Origin of the sequence: [Clostridium] scindens (assembly GCF_019597925.1) — a bacterium.
Taxonomy (GTDB): domain Bacteria; phylum Bacillota; class Clostridia; order Lachnospirales; family Lachnospiraceae; genus Clostridium_AP.
Window position 1 is genome coordinate 246,110 of sequence record NZ_CP080442.1, and the last position, 17,589, is coordinate 263,698.

Sequence of the window (17,589 nt, forward strand, 5' to 3'; positions counted from 1 at the left end):
GATTATTCTCCTTTCATAGTAGTATCGTTTGCTTGCTCCTTCTTTCCGGGACGTTTAATTACCGTCTTATAGAAGCCTACCGCCATAATTACGAGGCCAAGATAGCCGAGCAGCGGATATACAGTTCCTACCAGCTTGCTGAATGGAACCAGCCCAGCCACGAAAGCCACGCATCCTGCTACGAGCGTCAATATCTTGAACTTGGTAGTTCCATCCTCAGCGAACCTGACAGAAAACCCATACAGGATGGGGACAGAAGTGGTATAGACGGCAAAGAGCAGGATGAATGCAAAGATACCGCCTATGACAGGACTCATCTGTCGGGCAACTTCCAAAAATGGCACCTCCATGGCAGATACATCCACGATTCTGGATAAGGTGGCCAGAACCATGAACAGAATCGCAACGCCAAGAAGCGAGCCTCCGAGAATGCCGGATTTGCGGATTAGTTTTTCATCTTTCTCCCCGTTGCCGATGGAAGCCAGCGCTGGAACTGCTGGCAGTACGCAGTAGGAGATGTAGATGAATGCGGAAGACCACCAGAAGGGGGTTGCCTTGGCGATCGTAAGCCCCTGCATATTAGCGCCTGCCTGCGAGATGCCTGAGAGATTCGTGCTAATGGTTCCAATGGATATGGCCAGTGTGGCGATAATGATCAGCGGAGATAAGAATCCAAGCGCATTGAGGGCGGAATTGAATCCCAGGATTACGGTTCCGACGGTGAGGACGGCGATGATGACTCTGCCAAACATCAGATTGATTCCGAAATACTGGTTCAGCGATGCGCCCCCGCCGGCAATCATGATTGACAATACGCCGAACAAGAAAAATACGAGTATCCAGTCAAATACTGCTCCTACCTTCGGCCCGCACAAATAAGTAAAGACTTCTTTGTGCGAATTGGTATGCAGCTTATGACCAAGTTCCATAAACATCGTCCCGTACCAGGCGAATAATACGACTGCTATGATCGTGCCCACGATGCCTATGTATCCGTAACTGACGAAGAACTGCAGCGTTTCCTGCCCGCTGGCGTAGCCTGCTCCGATAATCGCGCCTACATACATGCCTGCGTAACGAATGCAGTTTATGATCCATTTGTTTGCATGGTGCTGTTTCGTTTCCATAGATTCCCTCCTCTTTCAGAACTTTTTATAGTCGCTTTCAAAACGTTTTGAGTGATATAAGCGTAAACGATATAAGAGTAAGGTGTCAAAATTTAACCCGGATCTGGCCAGAGAGAAGAAATTGGACGGCAAAATGAGCAGAAACGACCGGTTTTAAAAAAGTTGGATTTATGTAGAGACTATTTTGTGCGATAATTTATTAAAACAGGGGGAATATATTGCTGATTTGGATGAGTTTATAATAAAATTGTGACTGTTGGCATACATTGTGCTATTATTATGACATTATAAGAAGTCAAGGGAAAGGAGGAAATCCGATGAATAAACATGAACTAGATGAAATGCTCGCAGAAAATCCGTTTTTAGTATTGAGCGATGTCATCTACCAGTCTCTCTATAATGACATCATACAGTTGAAGATGCCCCCGGATTCACGACTGAACGAAAGCAAGATCGCGGAAGAACTAGGGATAAGCAGAAGCCCTGTAAAGAGCGCCTTGTCGAAACTTGAGAAGGACGGGCTGGTATATAAGAAAAGCGGCAAGATACTTGCGGTATCCTGGATGACGAAAGAGGATGGCTATAGCCTTTATGAGGCGCGCAGCGCTTTGGAAGGGTTTGCCGCCTCCCTTGCGGTAATTCGGATCACTGCAGAACAGATGAAGGAACTGGAAGAATTGACCAGGCAGTATGTGGCGGTATGCAATGGCAGTAACAAAGAACTGAATCCGAATGACTATGCGGATATCGACCATAAGTTCCACTCTCTGATTGTAACGGCTTCCTGTAATCCTTACATCATGCGAATGTACAGAAGCCTGGAGGGCTATCTTCTGCACTACAGATACTGCCTGTATTACTCGCTTGGACCGGAGAAGCTGCAGCGGATACTTTATCAGGCAGGAAAGCGTCACCAGGCTATTTTCAATGCCTTCCAGATGGGCTTTACCGATATCGTCCGGCACGAGGTGGAGGAGGATGTCCACAGCATGCTCAATGCCTTCAACCAATGGGAATAGATGGGATACGGCCGATGACAAAAAATGCCGAAAAAATGTAATCTTCTTTATTCTTAAAATGGGAGACAGTATTAAAAAAGCACGGTGTCCGTAAAAAGACGAAACCGTGCTTTCTTATGCTTATGCGGAAATACTCTATACATCCAGGGGCGGCGCAGCCAGGCCGCGGCTCTGGTAAACGGCGTCCCGGTTGGCGATGGTAGTATCATAGTGCGTCTTGTCTGCCATTTCTTTATAGTTGTGAAGCAGTATCCTCCAGGCACTGTCGCAGAACTGGTCGACCTCAAGCGCCAAGGAAGCCTGCTGTGCGGATTCTTCGTATTTCCCGATGGATGCGTAGTAGGAGGCCAGCGCAACGCGCAGGCTGGCATAGCGGATATCATACTGATCCCGCAGCAGATTGGCCCAGTCGCACTTGACGTCCTCAAAGTATTTGCCCCGGTACAAGGAGGCTCCATAGAGGATGGAGTCAAGATTGCCGGAAGTGATGGAGCCGGCCTGTTCTTCGGCATCCGCGAACAGATCGGCATCACAGGTGACGCTTCCAAGATCCAGGGAATAGTAGCCGCTTTTATACTTTAAAGAGATATCAGTTCCGGTCTCTTTCAGAAACTGGCGCAGGTAGTAGTTGCAGGTGTTGAGATTGGACAGGGCCTTTTCTTCTGGAAGGGTGCTAAAGAGAGTATCCAGAAGATTCTTCCGGAAAACGCCGTGAGGGCGGTTCTGGAGATAAAGCGCGAATAATTCCCGCACCTTTGCGGTCCGCCACTCCGGCTGTGGCGCGCCCGACCCGGTAATCTCAAGTTTTCCGAACGCATGAAGCATAGGGGAAGAAGACGGTACTGCCTGCGGTGCTGTGGACAGGGCACCCAAAGTATTCTTGATGCGGTGAATGGATTTTTGAAACCGTTCTTTGCTGACTGGCTTTAACAGATAATCGGTGGCATCTAAGTCAAAGGCCGATACGGCATATTGGTCAAAAGCGGTTACAAAGATGATCTCTATCTTATCTGCAAGCCTGGACTGAAGGTCCGAGGCCAGTTCCATGCCATTGCGCCCGGGCATGGCGATATCAAGGAAGGCCACCTGAGGCTGCACCTCCCTGACGGATTCCAGGGCATCATCGGCGTTATCGAACGAGCCCACCAGTTCAAAGTCTTCATAATCTTTCAGCAGATAACTTAATTTGGCCAACGCAGGCGGCTCGTCATCCACGATGATGGTGCGGTATTTAGGGGTGCTGTTGATTGCTGCTATATCCATATTCTAGTTCATCCTCCTGAAATTTTGAATTCAGCGGTATGCGAATCAGGATTGTGGTGCCCGCTCCCGGGGAAGTCTGAATATCCAAAGGAATGCCATAGTGGAGCTTCAGGCGCCGGCTGACATTGCGAAGGCCGATGCCGCCCTGATATCCATCCTGTTCTTCGTTTAGCAGGTTGGCGATCTTTACCGGCTCGATTCCGACTCCATTATCCTGAATCTCAATGTGAATGTATTCATTTTTTTCTGTAATCGTTACCTGGATCTGAATCTCCTGGTAACTGTCTAATGTGGCATGGCGTATCGCGTTCTCCACCAATGGCTGTATGGTAAGCGGCGGAAGAGAGAAGCTGCGCCCGGTTTTTTGGACCAGTTTAAATTGCAGCCGTCTGCCAAAGCGGGCCTGCTCGATATGGACGTAGGAATTTACGATTCCAAGTTCCGTGTCAATCGTGACAAGTCCGCGGTTTACGTCGTTGCCAAAGCATCCTCGAAGATAGATTGCCAGATCATCGATCAGCTCGCTGGCTTTGACGCCGTCCGTAAGCGCAATGGCGCTGATGGTATTAAATGCGTTGTACAAAAAGTGGGGCCTGATCTGAGCCTGAAGGAACAGCATCTCATTATCAAGCGCGGATTTGACAGACTGCTTCAGCGTAATCAGGCTGAAAACCCTGGTGCGAAGCTCGATCCGGTCGGCCGGCTTTACCACATAATCATTCGCCCCTGACCAGAAGCCGGTCAGGATTTCCTCCGCCCCATCGCAGGCGGTAAGCAGAAGCACCGGAAGTTCGAAGTGAGAGTAGCGCTTCCGGATGATCTGGCACAATTCAAACCCGCTCATCTCTGGCATCATTACATCTAATATGATGATATCATAAGAAGATTTCTCAAGCAACTCTAATGCTTCTTTTGCACTCTTTACGCAATCCATGGAAAAACTGCAGTCTTCGAAAATGGTACGTATGATATTCAGGTTATCCTCGTTGTCATCTACGACCAGAAGGGAGGCTGACGTTCCTTTGAAGTCCTCCAGATAATTCTGGCTTTTGTAGGCAGAACCGGCCTGGGCTGCTGCTGCGTTTTCCATGGAATTGTGATCTGGCGTGCAGGCATCCAGACAGAAGGTAATGCAGGTCCCCTGCCCCGGCTTAGTCCATTCCACGTACACGCTTCCGTTCATCTGCTCGGTCAGCTGGCGGACCAGGTATAGCCCTAGCCCTACGCCCTCTGCTTTCCGGGCGGTATCATCCAGACGCACGGACTTGTCAAAAATCCGGCTGATATCTTTAGCCGACATGCCAATCCCGGTATCAGACACAGAGACGTATACCTTCCCATTCATGCGCTTGCTTGAAATGGTAATGGTGCCGGAATCCGTATATTTTACGGCGTTTCCAATGATATTGTTCAGGACTTCCCACAATTTTGACTCGTCCGCGTTCACCCACAGGGCGTTTTTGGAGAGATTGTTTTTAAAGATCAGCTTCGTATTATCGGAAGTATAGTAGAATACTTCGATTACGGCATTTACCTCAATGTCCAGGTTGACGGGCTTTAGGCTTACGCTTCTGTGCTCGGAGGAATAGAACCCGTACAAGTCGTTCAGGACACTGTTCAGTTTCCTGGCAAGCATTAGGGCGAGACTTAACTGTTCTTTGGCGGTATCCGGCTCTCCAAGCTTGGAACTGGCGGATTCGATAATGTTGATAATGCCATGCAGAGGCGTCCGCAGTTCATGGGACGTTGCGGATATGAACTCGCTTTTAAGCTTGTCGGTGACTACCATCCTGCGGGCAAGCCTTGCATTGCCGGTATAGATCCGGGAGACCTTGAGGGCCACGTAGGCAAGCTGGGATGTGACATAGGCGACCAGGAGGAAGATGTAGTTGCTGGCATATGCGTCTGCAGAGACCATTCCCCGGCTGTTAAAGTATAGGAGCGCGAAATAGCTGGAGCAGAAGGAGAGCGACAGCATCAGCATCAGCGCGCTGTAACTCTTATTCCAGATCCGCCCCAGGAGGATGATGGAAGTATGAAGGAGGGAGGCGGCAAAGTAGGTTCCGGTCAGGATCTTCATCATTGGCAGATACTTTCCTGGGCAGAGCAAGGTAAGGACCAGAAGAAACGGAATGATATACAGGTATATCTTCAAGGTCCTTTGCAAGATGCCCTTGGTGTAGCAATTCTGCCTGGCAAGAAGGATCATGCACAGTCCCATCAATGCAAAAGACAGGACGTAGATCTTGGTAAATATGGCATAAGTCCACGACTGTACCGGCTGGGTCAGCAGGTTATTGCTGGAATAGACCAGATGGAAGGAAAGCATAATAGTGAACAGGAGCAAATAAGCGGTGCTGCCCATCTGAACCTTAAAAAACAAAAGGAAGATCAGGAGGATCGCAAGGATTCCTATACTCATAAGCCCAACGGATTCAGCGAACTTAAACTGAGAGGCAAGGCGGTAGCCGTCTATCTGGGTGCCAAAATATATGGGGCTTGTAATGCCGGTATGATAATTGCTGAAATTCGATACCTGGATGATGATCTCATGGGTCTGCCGCATAATGTCCAGCGGAAATACGATATACTGGTTGTCCTTTTCCGTCTCGGAACTGGCCTTTAAGGAAGAAGTAAATCCAATATCCGACAGAAGCCTTCCATCCACATAGATGCGCGCGGTTCCCTGTACTCCGGCAAGGCGCAGGGAATACAGGTCGGTGGTGCCAAGGAAGGTGAAGGTAAGCCGGTAGGTGCCATAGCCGAAGGTGTTCGGAAGGGTTCCCGGAAGCTTCCGGTATTCGGGTGAATAATGTTCCGCGCTGGATGCGGAAAAGTCGGAGGAAAACAGGAAGCGGCTGTCATAATATTCCCACTCCCCATTCAGCGCCACTGGCAGCCTGTTCTCGATATAGGCGGCGTTCAGCCTTCCGGATCTTGCCTTGCCGGCGTAATCCGGATTGATGATAAAGAGTGTAAAAAGCGCCAGAAGCGATACGACAGACAGGACCCATATATGGAAAGGAGCCAGTTTCCTGCCTCGCAGACGGTTGATTGAAGAAGATAGCCTGTGATTTGATTTGTCCATAAGTACCTCCAGTCAGATATAATGTCACATTTGGTAATATTATAGCATGTGTCAGTTAAAATGAAAAATTGATTGTGCAATTTTGATAAAAAGGTTGTGCGCGAATTGTCTAATATGTAGATGTTTAGTAAAATGTTTATTGTTATATTGACTATTCTGTATATTATTGTATAATGAAACCATCAAAAATACAAGGAGGAAAGAAAATGAGAAAGGTAAAAAAGTGGTGTGCCCTTCTGATGGCCTCTGTCATGCTGGCCGGCACCCTGACCGGATGCGCTGTAGATGAAAAGACGCAGGAAAATGGCAGCGAGCAGGCGGGAGACGAAGGAAAAAGCGACGAAGGCGGCAAGATTACAAAGAGCGAGAAGGAAGGCAGCTTCAAGGTAGGCATCGCAGCCAGGGAGATTACCAATGACTACAACCGCAACATCGTATCAGCTTCCCAGAAGATGATCGAAGATGCAGGCGGAAGCGTAGTCATCGCGGATGCCCAGGCAGATGTGCAGAAACACAATGAGAACATCGAGAATCTGATCAATTCCGGAATTGACGGCCTGATCGTCCATCTTGGAGACCCGGAGCAGATGGCTCCTTTGATGGAAGAGGCTGAAAAGAAAGGAATCCCGGTCATCACCAATGGCGTAGGCTCTCCGGTAGCGCATACCATCGGAGATGTAAATGGAGATGATCCGCTGATGGCAACCCTGGCATCCGACGCGCTGCTTGCAAGCATCGGATATGCAGGAGACGTATACGTTGTGTGGGTTCCGGGAGCGCCGCTTCTGGAGACGAGAAAGAGAATCTTCGAGGCCGTTGCCGCTGATTATCCGGATGTTAAGATCCATGAAGTGCCGGCAGAGCATAATCCTGCAAAAGTGCAGACGCAGATCGAGGAGATTCTGACAGCAAACCCGGACGAAGGCAGCATCGCAGGCATTTTTGGAACGTATGACCAGCTGGTATCCGGGGCAAGCGAAGCAATCCGCCGTGCAGGAAGAGGCCAGGAGATCAAGATGGTAGCCATTGACGGGGACGTGCTGGGATTCCAGATGCTGTTCCAGGAAGACAGCCCATTCATCTCTACCGTTGTAATGGATACGGAAAGCATTGGCAAGCAGTCTGCGGAACTTCTGCTTGGCGTGATGGATGGAAGTGTAGATCCTAAGACGATTTCTCCAAAGATTCCTGCCAGCTGCTATGTAGCAACAAGAAAGAATGGCGTAGAGGCAGCAGAGATGAAGTGGGGCAAGAATTTCTGGGAAGATGCCGGACTTGTGAAAGAAGATGTAGAAAAGCAATTCCCGAAAAAGGAAGACGTGATCGTAGCGCTTCCAAGTATTCCATAGAGACTTGAGGATTCGGGCGAGAGTAATCTCGCCCGTAGCAATTTGAAGGCATATATAGAAGGCATATATTTAAGAAAGTTGGTGAACGAATGGAGGAAAACCAGGTATTACTGGAATGCAGGGGCATATACAAAAGCTTTGGCAAGAATAAGGTGCTCCAGGATATTAACCTGCGGGTAAGAAAAGGCGAGGTTCATGCCCTGCTGGGACAGAATGGGGCGGGGAAATCAACATTGGTAAAGATTATTACAGGCGTGTATTCCATGAATGCAGGGGAAATATTCATGGACGGCGAGCCAGTTCGGATAAATTCTCCCAAGGATTCGGAAAATGCGGGAATATCAATCATTCATCAGGATCAGCAACTGGTTCCATTTTTCGATGTTACCAGGAATGCGTTCCTGGGCTCGGAGATCAGAGGAAAAGGCGGGAAGCTGAACTTTAAGAAGATGAAGGAACTGGTAGACGAAAAACTGAAGCTGATCGAATCTGATTTCACGTCAGACCAGCAGATATCCTCCTTAAGCGTTGGGCAGAGAGAGCAGGTGGCCATCGTCACGGCCCTTCTGCAGAATCCGAAACTTCTGATCCTGGATGAGCCGACGGCATCCCTGAGCAGCCGGGAAATCGAGAAACTATTCGAGGTCATCGGGAAACTGAAGAAGGAAGGCGTAACTGTCATCTACATATCGCATCATCTGGACGAGATCTTCCGGATTACAGACAGCATAACCGTGCTGCGGGACAGCCGCATGCAGGGGACATTTTCGACAGAAAGCATCTCCCGCAAGGATGTGGTGAGCCTGATGATCGGTAAGGAACTGAAGGATTTCTATCCAAAAGAAGAAGCCGTGATTGGCGATACGGTCCTGGAGGTAGAAGATGTCTACTCAGGAACGCTGGTAAAAGGTGCCAGCTTCAAGCTTCGAAGAGGCGAGATCCTGGGACTTGCGGGCTTGGTGGGCGCAGGGCGTACGGAGACGATGCTGGCTATGTACGGAGTAGAGAAGATGAAGAGCGGCCAGGTAAAGATTGACGGTAAGCCGTTTGCTCCCAAAACGCCGCTGGAAGCGTGCCGGGCAGGAATCGCGTTTATCCCAGAAGACCGAAGGAACGAGGGGATCGTATCACAGATGGACATTGCAGAGAATCTCTCCCTTGCTTCCACGGATCTGTGGGCCAGAAAAGGAATCATTGACAAAAAGAAGGAGGGCAGCAGGTTTGAGGAGATCCGGGATGCGCTGAATATCGTGTGTACCGGACAGAAGCAGCTGGTGGGCGAACTCTCCGGTGGAAACCAGCAGAAGGTAGTTATCGGAAGATGGATGACGGGCGACTTCAAGGTGTTTATCTTTGACCAGCCTACCACGGGAGTGGATATCGGGGCGAAGACGGAGATCTATAAGCAGATGGTCGCACTGGCGAAAAAGGGCTGCGGCATCATCTTTATTTCTTCGGAAAATGAAGAACTGATGGGGATCTGCGACCGCATTGCCGTGATGACAAAAGGAAGGATCGTCAAAGAGTTCGATGCCGGAAATGTTACAGAGCATGACATCCTGTACTGGTCGGCAGGCGGAGAGGAAGAAGAGAAAAAGGAGGCAGGAAATGTTGGACAAGAAGAATAAATCTAATTCGGCAAATATCGGGGCGCTTCTTCTCAGCAGGGGAACCGGCCTTGGAATGATTGTCATATTGTGCCTGCTGGGACTTAGAGCGCCGCTGTTCTTTGAGATGACGAATATCATGACGGTACTGAAGCAGGGAAGCGTGCTGACGATGATCGCGCTGGGACTCACGGCAGTCCTGATCGGGGGCGGGTTCGACATGGGCGCAGGGGCTCTGGTGCAGCTTACCTGCAACCTGGCGGCAGGACTGCTGATTGCAGGCACCAGCGTGGCGGCGGCAATCACATCAGGGATCGCGGTAGGGTTTCTGGTAGGCCTCATCAATGCGTTTCTGGTGATCATCGTCAAGATACCAACCTTTGTGGCGACCCTTGGAACGATGTTCGTCATGCAGGGGGTTACGTCCTGGTATAATGACGGAAAAGCGCTTACCATCAAGGCAATCCCTGGATTTTCCGTACTGGGGCAGGGCAGGATCGCCATCATACCGGTAATTTTCCTGATCGTCATTGCCGTGTGCGCTGTGCTGCATTATTTCTTCAAGCACACCAGAACGGGGCTTCGGATGTATGCAACCGGCGAGAATCCGGCGGCAGCCACCCTTAGAGGATTGAATACGAAGAAATATCTTCTTCTGTCATACCTGCTGTCGGGGCTGATTCTTGGTTTTACCGGGGTTCTTCAATGCTCTTACAATTATGGCGCGTCCGCTATCACCAGCGGAATGGATTTCCTGATCCAGGCGCTGTCGGCGGCATACCTTGGAAGTACATTTTCCAAGACAGGCGAGTTGAGCGTGATTGGAACGGTCATTTCCGGCATGTTTATTGCGGCGCTATCCAATGCGCTGATCATCAACGGGATATCCAACCAGCAGATATCGGGAGTACTTGGAATCATTCTCATCCTGTCAATCTTGCTGACGGTAATCAAGAAACGCGAAATTGGACAGGTAACGATATTCTAGAAGGGAGGGACAGACGGTGGAACAAGTAAAGAAAGAGACATCTTTTTCAAAAGAAAAAGTGTTGGCATTCATAGCAAGACATGGCGCGATTATAGGTATCTGCTGCGTGTTGATCGCATTTCAGATCATCGAGCCAAGATTTATGAGGATAGACAATATATTGGGCGTGCTTAATTCCAGTTCCTTATTGATCGTTATGACCTTTGGAATGACGATGGTAATGGCGGTTCGGGGGATTGATCTGTCCATCGCCCAGGTGGCGGACGCGGCGGGCGTTGTTGCGGCAATGCTGATTCTGTCGGGCAAGAATTTCATAGTCGCGATTCTGGGAGCCATGCTGTTTGGCCTGCTGGTGGGCATCATCAACGCAGTGCTGATCTCCTACCTGGGGGTTCCGGCGATCATCGGGACGCTGGGCATGATGTTCATCGTGCGGAGCGTGGAACTGACCCTGACGGATGGGGCGCAGCCCCAGATACTTTTTACCCTCCCCACGGAGAGAGTAAAGAACTTCTTCTTCATCGGCCAGGAGAGTGTCGGCCCCATCTCCATCCTGATCTTGCTGACGATTCTCATCATCGTTGCCATGTACTTTGCCAAAGAACGTTCTACATTCGGAAGGCATATGGACGCGCTGTGCGGCAATGTAAGGGCGTCGCTTCTTGCGGGAATCAACGTGCGCAAGGTATTTGCGGCAACCTTCATCATAAGTTCCCTGCTGGCGGCGCTGGCAGGCGTCATGCTGGTATCCCGGTCGGGAAATGCGGTGCCGCGCGGCGTGGAGACGTATCTGACGGATTGCTTTGTGGCGGTCTACATCGGGACCCTGGTGTCGGCCAGGAATAAGTTCAACATCATCGGAAGCGCCATCGGAGCGCTGTTCGTAGGCTTCATCAGCAACTTTATTACATTGATGGGCATGGGGATCGCATATAAGAATATTTTTAACGGCGTGTTTATTATCTTAGCCGTGGCACTGGGCGTATTAAAGAGCAAGGTAAATTCATAGGAGGGATGACGGATGCTGAAAGTAGATGCACATTCGCATGTAGGAAAAGGGGCCGCGGTCTGGAGCGGCCAGGATGTAGTGAACCGGATGGATACCATGAAGGTAGACAAGACCATCATATTTCCGTTTACGGAAGGATACTTTAACAATGACGAGATCATGGATTACGTGAATGAAAATCCGGACCGGCTGATTCCGTTCTGCGCGGTAAATCCTTGGAACGGGCAGGAGGCACTGGACGATCTGGAGAACTGCTTCCAAAAAGGATTCAAAGGGGTGAAGCTGCACCCTACGCTGTGCGGATTCCCGCTCAGCAATAAGAAGCTGGTGAACCCGATCTTCGAGATTGCCCAGGCCTATGACGCGGTGGTGATCGTGCATGGCTCGGCGGATCTCTATAACTGTCCGCTGGAATTCGACCGGATGGCCAGGAGATTCCCGAAGGTACCGTTGATCATGGCGCATTGCGGCTTCTTCTGGGAGTGGGAGCTTGCTATCGAGGTAGCCATGGAGAATGACAACCTGTACCTGGAAACTTCCAGAGTACCGGGATTCGAGACCAGCAAAGTGATTCAGAAGCTAGGCGGAGACAAGGTGATCTGGGGAACGGACGGGCCGTTCTGCGATTATGAATGGGAGTTCAACAAGATCCGCCGCTATGCGAAAAACGCGGAGGAATTTGATAAGATCATGGGAGGAACGGTGCTGAGTCTTCTGAGGAAAGAGTAATACAGATTAAGGAAAAGATGAAACAGCCCCTTCCCTGCATTTTCAGCGGGGGAGGGGCAAGTTGGTATCCTGGCCGGCCTGAAATCTATGGCTGGCTTTCCAGTTTCTTAAGTACTTTTTCTACGAATACTTTGGCGTGTTCTACATCCAGGCTGTCGGGATGGGTGATGGCCTCGTCGAAATTATGGATATACATGTCCATCTGGCCGGCGTTCTGGTCATTTTTCATGGATTCGTATTTCTGGCGTACCTTCTGGGGCATCTTGCCCTGGCAAATGAAGGAGCCCAGATAATCGTTGTCCGTCTCGATCCAGGCGCTGACGCTGTTCTCGATCGCCTTATAATATTCCGGCGCGTTTCCCATTCCGCAGGTGCCGAAAAGAGCGATCTGCTTGCCGCTTAAGTCATTGATAAAGTCGCTGACCGCCATGCTGCAGGTTCCCCGGTGCACGCAGAATCCGATGAAATAGACCTCGGCTTCCGGGATAGGCTTATCGGTGGTAATGTCAATCAGGTCTTTGGAGTTGCCGGGAAGGTGCGAGAAGATAGTCGCGGCTATTTTCTTGGTGTTACCGGTCTCGCTCTGATAAAGAACTAAATAATCTAACATATCAATCATACCTCGCTTTCTTAAGAGGCAGCGTTCCTGATCAGGACTGTCTCATGATTATATATATCCTCCGGGGGCTCCGCCACCGCAGCATAGGCCGCTTCCGCCGCAGCACAGGTTGCATACGATGTTGGCGATGCACAGCTTCATGCACCAGCTGCTCCCGCCGGTAAATGTGGTCTGGTAAGGGCCTTGCTGCTGCTGGTACCAGGTTCCGCCGCTCTCAAAGCGGTTTACCAGCATCTGATACTGTATGTTGTCCGGGTCCAGACGAAGCGCCTCTTTGGCGTGCTGGAGGGCAATCACATTATTGCCAAGCCCTGAGTTGGCAAGGGCACTGTAATAATACCACTGGGCATTGCGCCCGGACATGCCGTTTAATAGATTCAATGCTTCCTGATAGTGTCCGCTGTTGATAAAGTTGGCCGCGGCACGCATATGGAGGTCCTCTTCATTTTCCGTAGGGTTTGGGCCAGCCTGCTGGTATTGGCCCCGGAAGCCGCGGAAGGTGCCGAAGTCGCCGAATCCTCCAAATCCGCCAAAGTCCCCGAACGGGCCATAGCCGCCGGATGAGCCGTATCCGCCGGAAGTGCCATAGCCGCCGGATGAATAGCTGCTGTCGGCTGTTCCGTATTCCCGCTCGTGCATGATCTGCTGGTATGCCTGCTGGATTTCCTTGAACTTGGCCTCCGCCTGGTCCTTATTCGGATTGTTGATGTTGGCGTCCGGATGGTATTTTCTGCTCAGGTTTCTGTATGCCTTTTTTATTTCTTCGTCTGAGGCGCTTCTTGGGATGCCTAAGACGCTGTAGGGATCTATCATAATTTATACTCCTGTATCTGAATTGTCGCGGTCAGAGTCGGCTGTGTCCTTTGGACTGCTGCTGCCAGAACCTGTCACATTCTCTGCGTCATTGCAGCCAGTATCTGCGCTTTCGCTGGATTCCTGCCGCTTGGCGGTAACTGCCGTATAGCGGCACCAGACGCCGGAATATAAGACGTTTCGCAGGATCTCCGCATGCAGAAGAATTGGCAGCTTTTCGAATTCCCTGGAACACTCTGCCATCATAAGTGTCAGCAGTCCCCGGCAGTTTCCGGCAAAGTCGCTGTCATTTACGAACGCTTCTTTCAGAGGATTGTAACTTCCCGATGCGATATCTTTTTCTACATCTTCATAGGCATCCATCAGATAGATGAATTTGCCCAGGAAGAATCCGATCTTGCGAAGAGAGGCCTCCCATTCGTCGGGCTGCCATGCAAAGATCTCCGCCATAATATTGCCAAACAGTCCGGCCATCAGGTCGATATTCTGCTCATTTTCCTGCTCCAGAGACGAAAGGCGCTTCAGATTGGAAGCGATGCCGGCTACCTTTTCCGGATATCTGCCGCGAATGGCTTCCACTTTCGGCTTCAGCATTCTTGCCGCCATATACCCCTTCCTGCTGCGCTCGTCGTCCCAATCATCCTTGCATTTATAATAAGTAAGGACAATGTTGACGGCAGCGGCGTAATCGGTAAAATGATTGGTCCGCGCAACATGCTTTTCGAATGGATGGGCTATGCAGTTTACGACCTCCCGCTGGGTCTGCGGCTCGTAGAGGCCGGTGAGAAGTACGATGAGAAATGTCATGTCAAAGGATAAAGTCATCTGACCTCTTATACCATAACATTCTTTCAGACATTTGCAAAGACCACAATAGTACGAATGGTACATATCATAGTCTTTGAATTTCATCTCGGCTTTATTGATTGCAATATATCCAAACATAAGAATTCCCCGCTAGCTGTTCTTGATGAATGTGGTATTACATTTGGGGCAGCGGATCTCTATACGGCCTTTTCCTTTCGGCACGCGGATCTTCTGCCGGCAGGTAGGACATTTGTAGATGTGGTGCGTCTTGCGCTGGGCCATCATATTTTTCTGGCGGGCGAAGAAGCAGCGGAGCTTGTAGGTCTTATTCAAATACCATTGGTTCTCGGAGGAACGCTTGTAGATGTTCCGGGAAAACATGCGGAAATATGCGTATATAATGCAGAACCAGGCTACCAGGGAAAGGATAAAGCTATTCTTCCAGCCCGCGATCAACATGACGATCAAGCCTGCGATGATCGTGAATTTCCCCAGGGAATCCATCCCATATCTTCCATACATAAAACGAATCAGTTTTTCTTTCAAAATAATCACCTTCCTAATATATTTACAATCATACGCTATCGCGCCCATAAGTCAATAAACTGCCGATTAAAAATATATAAAGTTTTTGAGGCTGCATTCCCATATTTTATATAAATATGATATAATACCGACAGGTATTGCCTGCGTGTGCGGGTATGTTTGCCAGGTTCAGGAAAGGCAGGGAGCATCCATGAGAGAATTAACCAGGTTGATTAAAGAAGATATGAAGCCGGCGCTTGGAGTGACGGAGCCGGGGGCCATTGCCTATGCGGTGGCGAGCGCAAAATCCCATGTGAACGGCGAAGTGAAGAAGGTTCATGTGGCATTGAATTCCGGCATGTATAAGAACGCATTTACCTGTGGAATTCCGAATTCGTCCCGGTTTGGCAATCTGTATGCCGCAGCGCTTGGGGCAGTGGCGGCCGACGCGGCTAAGGGACTGGAATCGCTTGCGGATATTACGCCGGAGGATGATGAGAAGGCTTCAAAGATGGTGGATGACCATAAGGTGGAAGTGGTGCTGGATCATATTGGATCCGAGATTACAATAGATGCCACGGTGGAGACGGAGACAGACTCCTGCACGGTACATATCCGCCATAGCCACACCAATATTGTTTCGATAGAAAAGAATAACGAGATTATATATCAGGCGGATGCGGGTCGTGCATCTGAAGCCCAGGCGGAAGATGAGGTGCCTGCGATCCACCGCTATACCTTGAAGGAACTCCTTCAATATGTCAGGGAGGTTCCGGTATCCGAGATAGACTTTATCCGGGAGGCATTTTCCATGAATATGGATCTGCTGGAAGAAGGCATCCAGTCAGACCGGACAACGATCACACGGCAGCTTCTGAAGGAGAACGGGCACAAGATTATCTCCGAGGATGCTAAAAGCACCGCCCAGCTGCTGTGTAACGGCGCCATCGAGGCACGGGTGCTGGGACTTAGCCGTCCGGCCATGAGTATTACCGGAAGCGGGGCTCATGGAATTATTGCGACGATGCCGCTGTTTGCCTATTATCAGGTGAACTACGAAGTAGTGGATGACGACATTCTTCTTCGGGCCGCCGCCTTAAGTTACCTGATTACCATGTATATCAAGGAATATTCCGGGAAACTGTCCGCATTCTGCGGATGCGGGATCGCGGCAGGGACAGGGATGGCCTGCGCGCTTGCGTTCATGAGGAACGCGGATGAGGAAGCGATCACGATGGTGATCCAGAACATGGCAAGCGGCCTTACGGGCATGATCTGCGACGGCGGGAACCATGGGTGCACCATGAAAGGAATCGTGGCGGTAGACGCGGCGTTTCGTGCGGCAGACATGGCGATGGATGGCGTATGCATTGAGGACATCCATGGAATCAACGGGCGTACCCCGGAGGATACCATGAGGAATATGGGACTTATCGCGTCTCCGGGAATGGTGCAGACGGAAAAGACGATCGTGGAAATTATGGAACAGAAGTAAACGAGCGAGAGGGTTGGCATGAAGGAAGACAAGAAGCACGGAAGCAATAATAATAGCAGTAGAAACAATAACGGCGGTAATAAGAGCGGCAAAAATAGCAGCAGCGTAGACCGCATGAGAAATGATGAAGGCCGGGGAAGGGACATCCGGGATAAACGGTATCATAGAGGAAGAAAGAAAAAGAAGAAGAAAGCAGGGATTTTCTCTACGATCATATTGGTAGTCGCGCTTGCCGTATTCTGCTTTTCGGCGTTCCAGCTCTTCAAGATCCTGAAGGGCTATCATGACGGCAGAAGCGAATATGACAAAGTCCGGAAACTTGCGGTGGAAGAAAAGAAGAGCGATGGGGAAGATCAGTTCAGCGTCAATTTTGACGAGCTGATGAAGATGAATCCAGATACCATCGGGTGGATAAGATTCCATCCGGAGCCGTCCCAGATCAGTTATCCGATCGTAAAAGGAAAGGATAACAGCGAATATTTGAAGAAGACATTTTCGGCAAATGAGAATACTCTTGGGGCAATCTTCCTGAATGTCGATAACAACGCGGACTTTATGGACAAGAATACCATCATCTACGGACATCGCATGAAGGATGGCTCCATGTTCCGGCATTTGCAGGATTATGAAGAAAAGTCTTTCTGGGAAAGCAATCCATATTTTTATATCTATACGCCAGATGGCAGGGAGATTACGTATCATATTTATTCAGCAGGACAGGTAGAGGATACTTCAGATACCTATCTTACGTCCTTTGAGTCGGAGGAGGCCTACCAGTCGTTCCTGAATATGACGAAAGAAGCGTCCCTGTATGATACAGGGATGGAACTGAATGCGCAGAGCGCCATCGTGACTCTGTCCACCTGTACCAGCGCCAGCGACAATCACCGCTTCGTGGTACGGGGAGTAAAAGAAAAAGAGGTGAATCTGAAGGAGCAATGAAAAATGGGTATATCTATGAGGTAGGGGACATCGTAACCATGAAAAAACCACACCCTTGCGGGAGCAAGGACTGGGAAATCCTAAGGGTCGGAGCGGACTTCCGGCTGAAATGTACAGGGTGCGGGCACCAGATTATGATCGCCCGCAGACTGGTGGAAAAAAATACTAAGGATTTAAAGAAAAAGTCTTGAAACAAGCACCGAATTATG

Annotated in this window: 16 protein-coding genes; 9 read left to right on the forward strand and 7 right to left on the reverse strand. The window is 49.9% G+C overall.

Annotated features, from left to right (window positions below; genetic code table 11):
• Nucleotides 1-2: 2 nt before the first annotated feature.
• Nucleotides 3-1,127, reverse strand: a complete 1,125-nt coding sequence (locus tag K0036_RS01110; RefSeq protein WP_025646008.1) for a beta-carotene 15,15'-monooxygenase — start codon at nt 1,125-1,127, stop codon at nt 3-5.
• A gap of 317 nt (nt 1,128-1,444) precedes the next feature.
• Between K0036_RS01110 and K0036_RS01115 the strand changes: the two genes are divergently transcribed.
• Nucleotides 1,445-2,146 (forward strand): GntR family transcriptional regulator, encoded by a 702-nt coding sequence (locus K0036_RS01115; protein ID WP_025646006.1) that lies wholly within the window; start codon nt 1,445-1,447, stop codon nt 2,144-2,146.
• 135 nt (nt 2,147-2,281) lie between these two features.
• Here the strand turns inward: K0036_RS01115 and K0036_RS01120 are convergent, their stop codons facing one another.
• Together K0036_RS01120 and K0036_RS01125 are read right to left on the reverse strand one after the other, a co-directional pair.
• The gene (locus K0036_RS01120) at nt 2,282-3,409 is read right to left on the reverse strand and encodes a response regulator (protein WP_220430514.1); all 1,128 of its coding nucleotides are present in this window, start codon (nt 3,407-3,409) and stop codon (nt 2,282-2,284) included.
• On the reverse strand, nt 3,378-6,497 hold the full coding sequence (locus tag K0036_RS01125) for an ATP-binding protein (protein ID WP_220430515.1): 3,120 nt from the start codon (nt 6,495-6,497) through the stop codon (nt 3,378-3,380). The genes K0036_RS01120 and K0036_RS01125 overlap by 32 nt, the downstream gene beginning before the upstream one ends.
• 206 nt (nt 6,498-6,703) lie before the next feature.
• On the opposite strand from K0036_RS01125, the gene K0036_RS01130 reads away from it, so the two are divergent.
• The 5 genes from K0036_RS01130 (at nt 6,704) to K0036_RS01150 (ending at nt 12,179) form a co-directional block, all read left to right on the forward strand.
• Complete coding sequence (locus tag K0036_RS01130; RefSeq protein ID WP_025645999.1) at nt 6,704-7,846, forward strand: substrate-binding domain-containing protein; 1,143 nt, start codon at nt 6,704-6,706, stop codon at nt 7,844-7,846.
• Nucleotides 7,847-7,935: 89 nt separating this feature from the next.
• Nucleotides 7,936-9,474 (forward strand): sugar ABC transporter ATP-binding protein, encoded by a 1,539-nt coding sequence (locus tag K0036_RS01135; RefSeq protein WP_025645997.1) that lies wholly within the window; start codon nt 7,936-7,938, stop codon nt 9,472-9,474.
• Complete coding sequence (locus K0036_RS01140; RefSeq protein ID WP_025645995.1) at nt 9,455-10,441, forward strand: ABC transporter permease; 987 nt, start codon at nt 9,455-9,457, stop codon at nt 10,439-10,441. The genes K0036_RS01135 and K0036_RS01140 overlap by 20 nt, the downstream gene beginning before the upstream one ends.
• 16 nt (nt 10,442-10,457) lie before the next feature.
• Complete coding sequence (locus K0036_RS01145) at nt 10,458-11,450, forward strand: ABC transporter permease (RefSeq protein ID WP_025645993.1); 993 nt, start codon at nt 10,458-10,460, stop codon at nt 11,448-11,450.
• Nucleotides 11,451-11,462: 12 nt separating this feature from the next.
• Nucleotides 11,463-12,179, forward strand: coding sequence for an amidohydrolase family protein (locus K0036_RS01150; protein WP_025645991.1), 717 nt, complete (start codon nt 11,463-11,465; stop codon nt 12,177-12,179).
• Between the two features lie 85 nt (nt 12,180-12,264).
• On the opposite strand, the gene bilS is transcribed toward K0036_RS01150, so the two are convergent.
• From bilS to K0036_RS01170, 4 genes are read right to left on the reverse strand one after another with little or no spacing between them, the layout of a single operon-like run.
• Entirely contained in the window at nt 12,265-12,789 is a 525-nt protein-coding gene (gene bilS, locus K0036_RS01155) for a flavodoxin family protein BilS (protein ID WP_220430516.1), read from the reverse strand.
• A 57-nt stretch (nt 12,790-12,846) separates the two neighbouring features.
• Nucleotides 12,847-13,611 (reverse strand): J domain-containing protein, encoded by a 765-nt coding sequence (locus K0036_RS01160; protein WP_220430517.1) that lies wholly within the window; start codon nt 13,609-13,611, stop codon nt 12,847-12,849.
• Between the two features lie 3 nt (nt 13,612-13,614).
• Nucleotides 13,615-14,556, reverse strand: coding sequence for a DUF5685 family protein (locus K0036_RS01165; protein WP_220430518.1), 942 nt, complete (start codon nt 14,554-14,556; stop codon nt 13,615-13,617).
• A 12-nt stretch (nt 14,557-14,568) separates the two neighbouring features.
• Nucleotides 14,569-14,964 carry a hypothetical protein gene (locus K0036_RS01170; RefSeq protein WP_025645985.1) on the reverse strand — a complete coding sequence of 132 codons (396 nt, stop codon included), beginning with the start codon at nt 14,962-14,964 and terminating at the stop codon, nt 14,569-14,571.
• A gap of 190 nt (nt 14,965-15,154) precedes the next feature.
• Between K0036_RS01170 and K0036_RS01175 the strand changes: the two genes are divergently transcribed.
• From K0036_RS01175 to K0036_RS01185, 3 genes are read left to right on the forward strand one after another with little or no spacing between them, the layout of a single operon-like run.
• Nucleotides 15,155-16,438, forward strand: a complete 1,284-nt coding sequence (locus K0036_RS01175; RefSeq protein ID WP_173694306.1) for a serine dehydratase subunit alpha family protein — start codon at nt 15,155-15,157, stop codon at nt 16,436-16,438.
• A gap of 18 nt (nt 16,439-16,456) precedes the next feature.
• Complete coding sequence (srtB, locus tag K0036_RS01180) at nt 16,457-17,380, forward strand: class B sortase (RefSeq protein WP_220430519.1); 924 nt, start codon at nt 16,457-16,459, stop codon at nt 17,378-17,380.
• On the forward strand, nt 17,377-17,571 hold the full coding sequence (locus K0036_RS01185; RefSeq protein ID WP_004607928.1) for a DUF951 domain-containing protein: 195 nt from the start codon (nt 17,377-17,379) through the stop codon (nt 17,569-17,571). Before srtB ends, K0036_RS01185 begins: the two co-directional genes overlap by 4 nt.
• Nucleotides 17,572-17,589: the final 18 nt, after the last annotated feature.

Coding starts and splice junctions, on each gene's coding strand:
- K0036_RS01175 (WP_173694306.1), top strand. CDS start 15,155: ATGAGAGAATTAACCAGGTTGATTAAAGAAGATATGAAGCCGGCGCTT.
- K0036_RS01140 (WP_025645995.1), top strand. CDS start 9,455: ATGTTGGACAAGAAGAATAAATCTAATTCGGCAAATATCGGGGCGCTT.
- K0036_RS01120 (WP_220430514.1), bottom strand. CDS start 3,409: ATGGATATAGCAGCAATCAACAGCACCCCTAAATACCGCACCATCATC.
- K0036_RS01135 (WP_025645997.1), top strand. CDS start 7,936: ATGGAGGAAAACCAGGTATTACTGGAATGCAGGGGCATATACAAAAGC.
- K0036_RS01125 (WP_220430515.1), bottom strand. CDS start 6,497: ATGGACAAATCAAATCACAGGCTATCTTCTTCAATCAACCGTCTGCGA.
- K0036_RS01130 (WP_025645999.1), top strand. CDS start 6,704: ATGAGAAAGGTAAAAAAGTGGTGTGCCCTTCTGATGGCCTCTGTCATG.
- K0036_RS01160 (WP_220430517.1), bottom strand. CDS start 13,611: ATGATAGATCCCTACAGCGTCTTAGGCATCCCAAGAAGCGCCTCAGAC.
- bilS (WP_220430516.1), bottom strand. CDS start 12,789: ATGTTAGATTATTTAGTTCTTTATCAGAGCGAGACCGGTAACACCAAG.
- K0036_RS01150 (WP_025645991.1), top strand. CDS start 11,463: ATGCTGAAAGTAGATGCACATTCGCATGTAGGAAAAGGGGCCGCGGTC.
- K0036_RS01185 (WP_004607928.1), top strand. CDS start 17,377: ATGAAAAATGGGTATATCTATGAGGTAGGGGACATCGTAACCATGAAA.
- srtB (WP_220430519.1), top strand. CDS start 16,457: ATGAAGGAAGACAAGAAGCACGGAAGCAATAATAATAGCAGTAGAAAC.
- K0036_RS01115 (WP_025646006.1), top strand. CDS start 1,445: ATGAATAAACATGAACTAGATGAAATGCTCGCAGAAAATCCGTTTTTA.
- K0036_RS01110 (WP_025646008.1), bottom strand. CDS start 1,127: ATGGAAACGAAACAGCACCATGCAAACAAATGGATCATAAACTGCATT.
- K0036_RS01165 (WP_220430518.1), bottom strand. CDS start 14,556: ATGTTTGGATATATTGCAATCAATAAAGCCGAGATGAAATTCAAAGAC.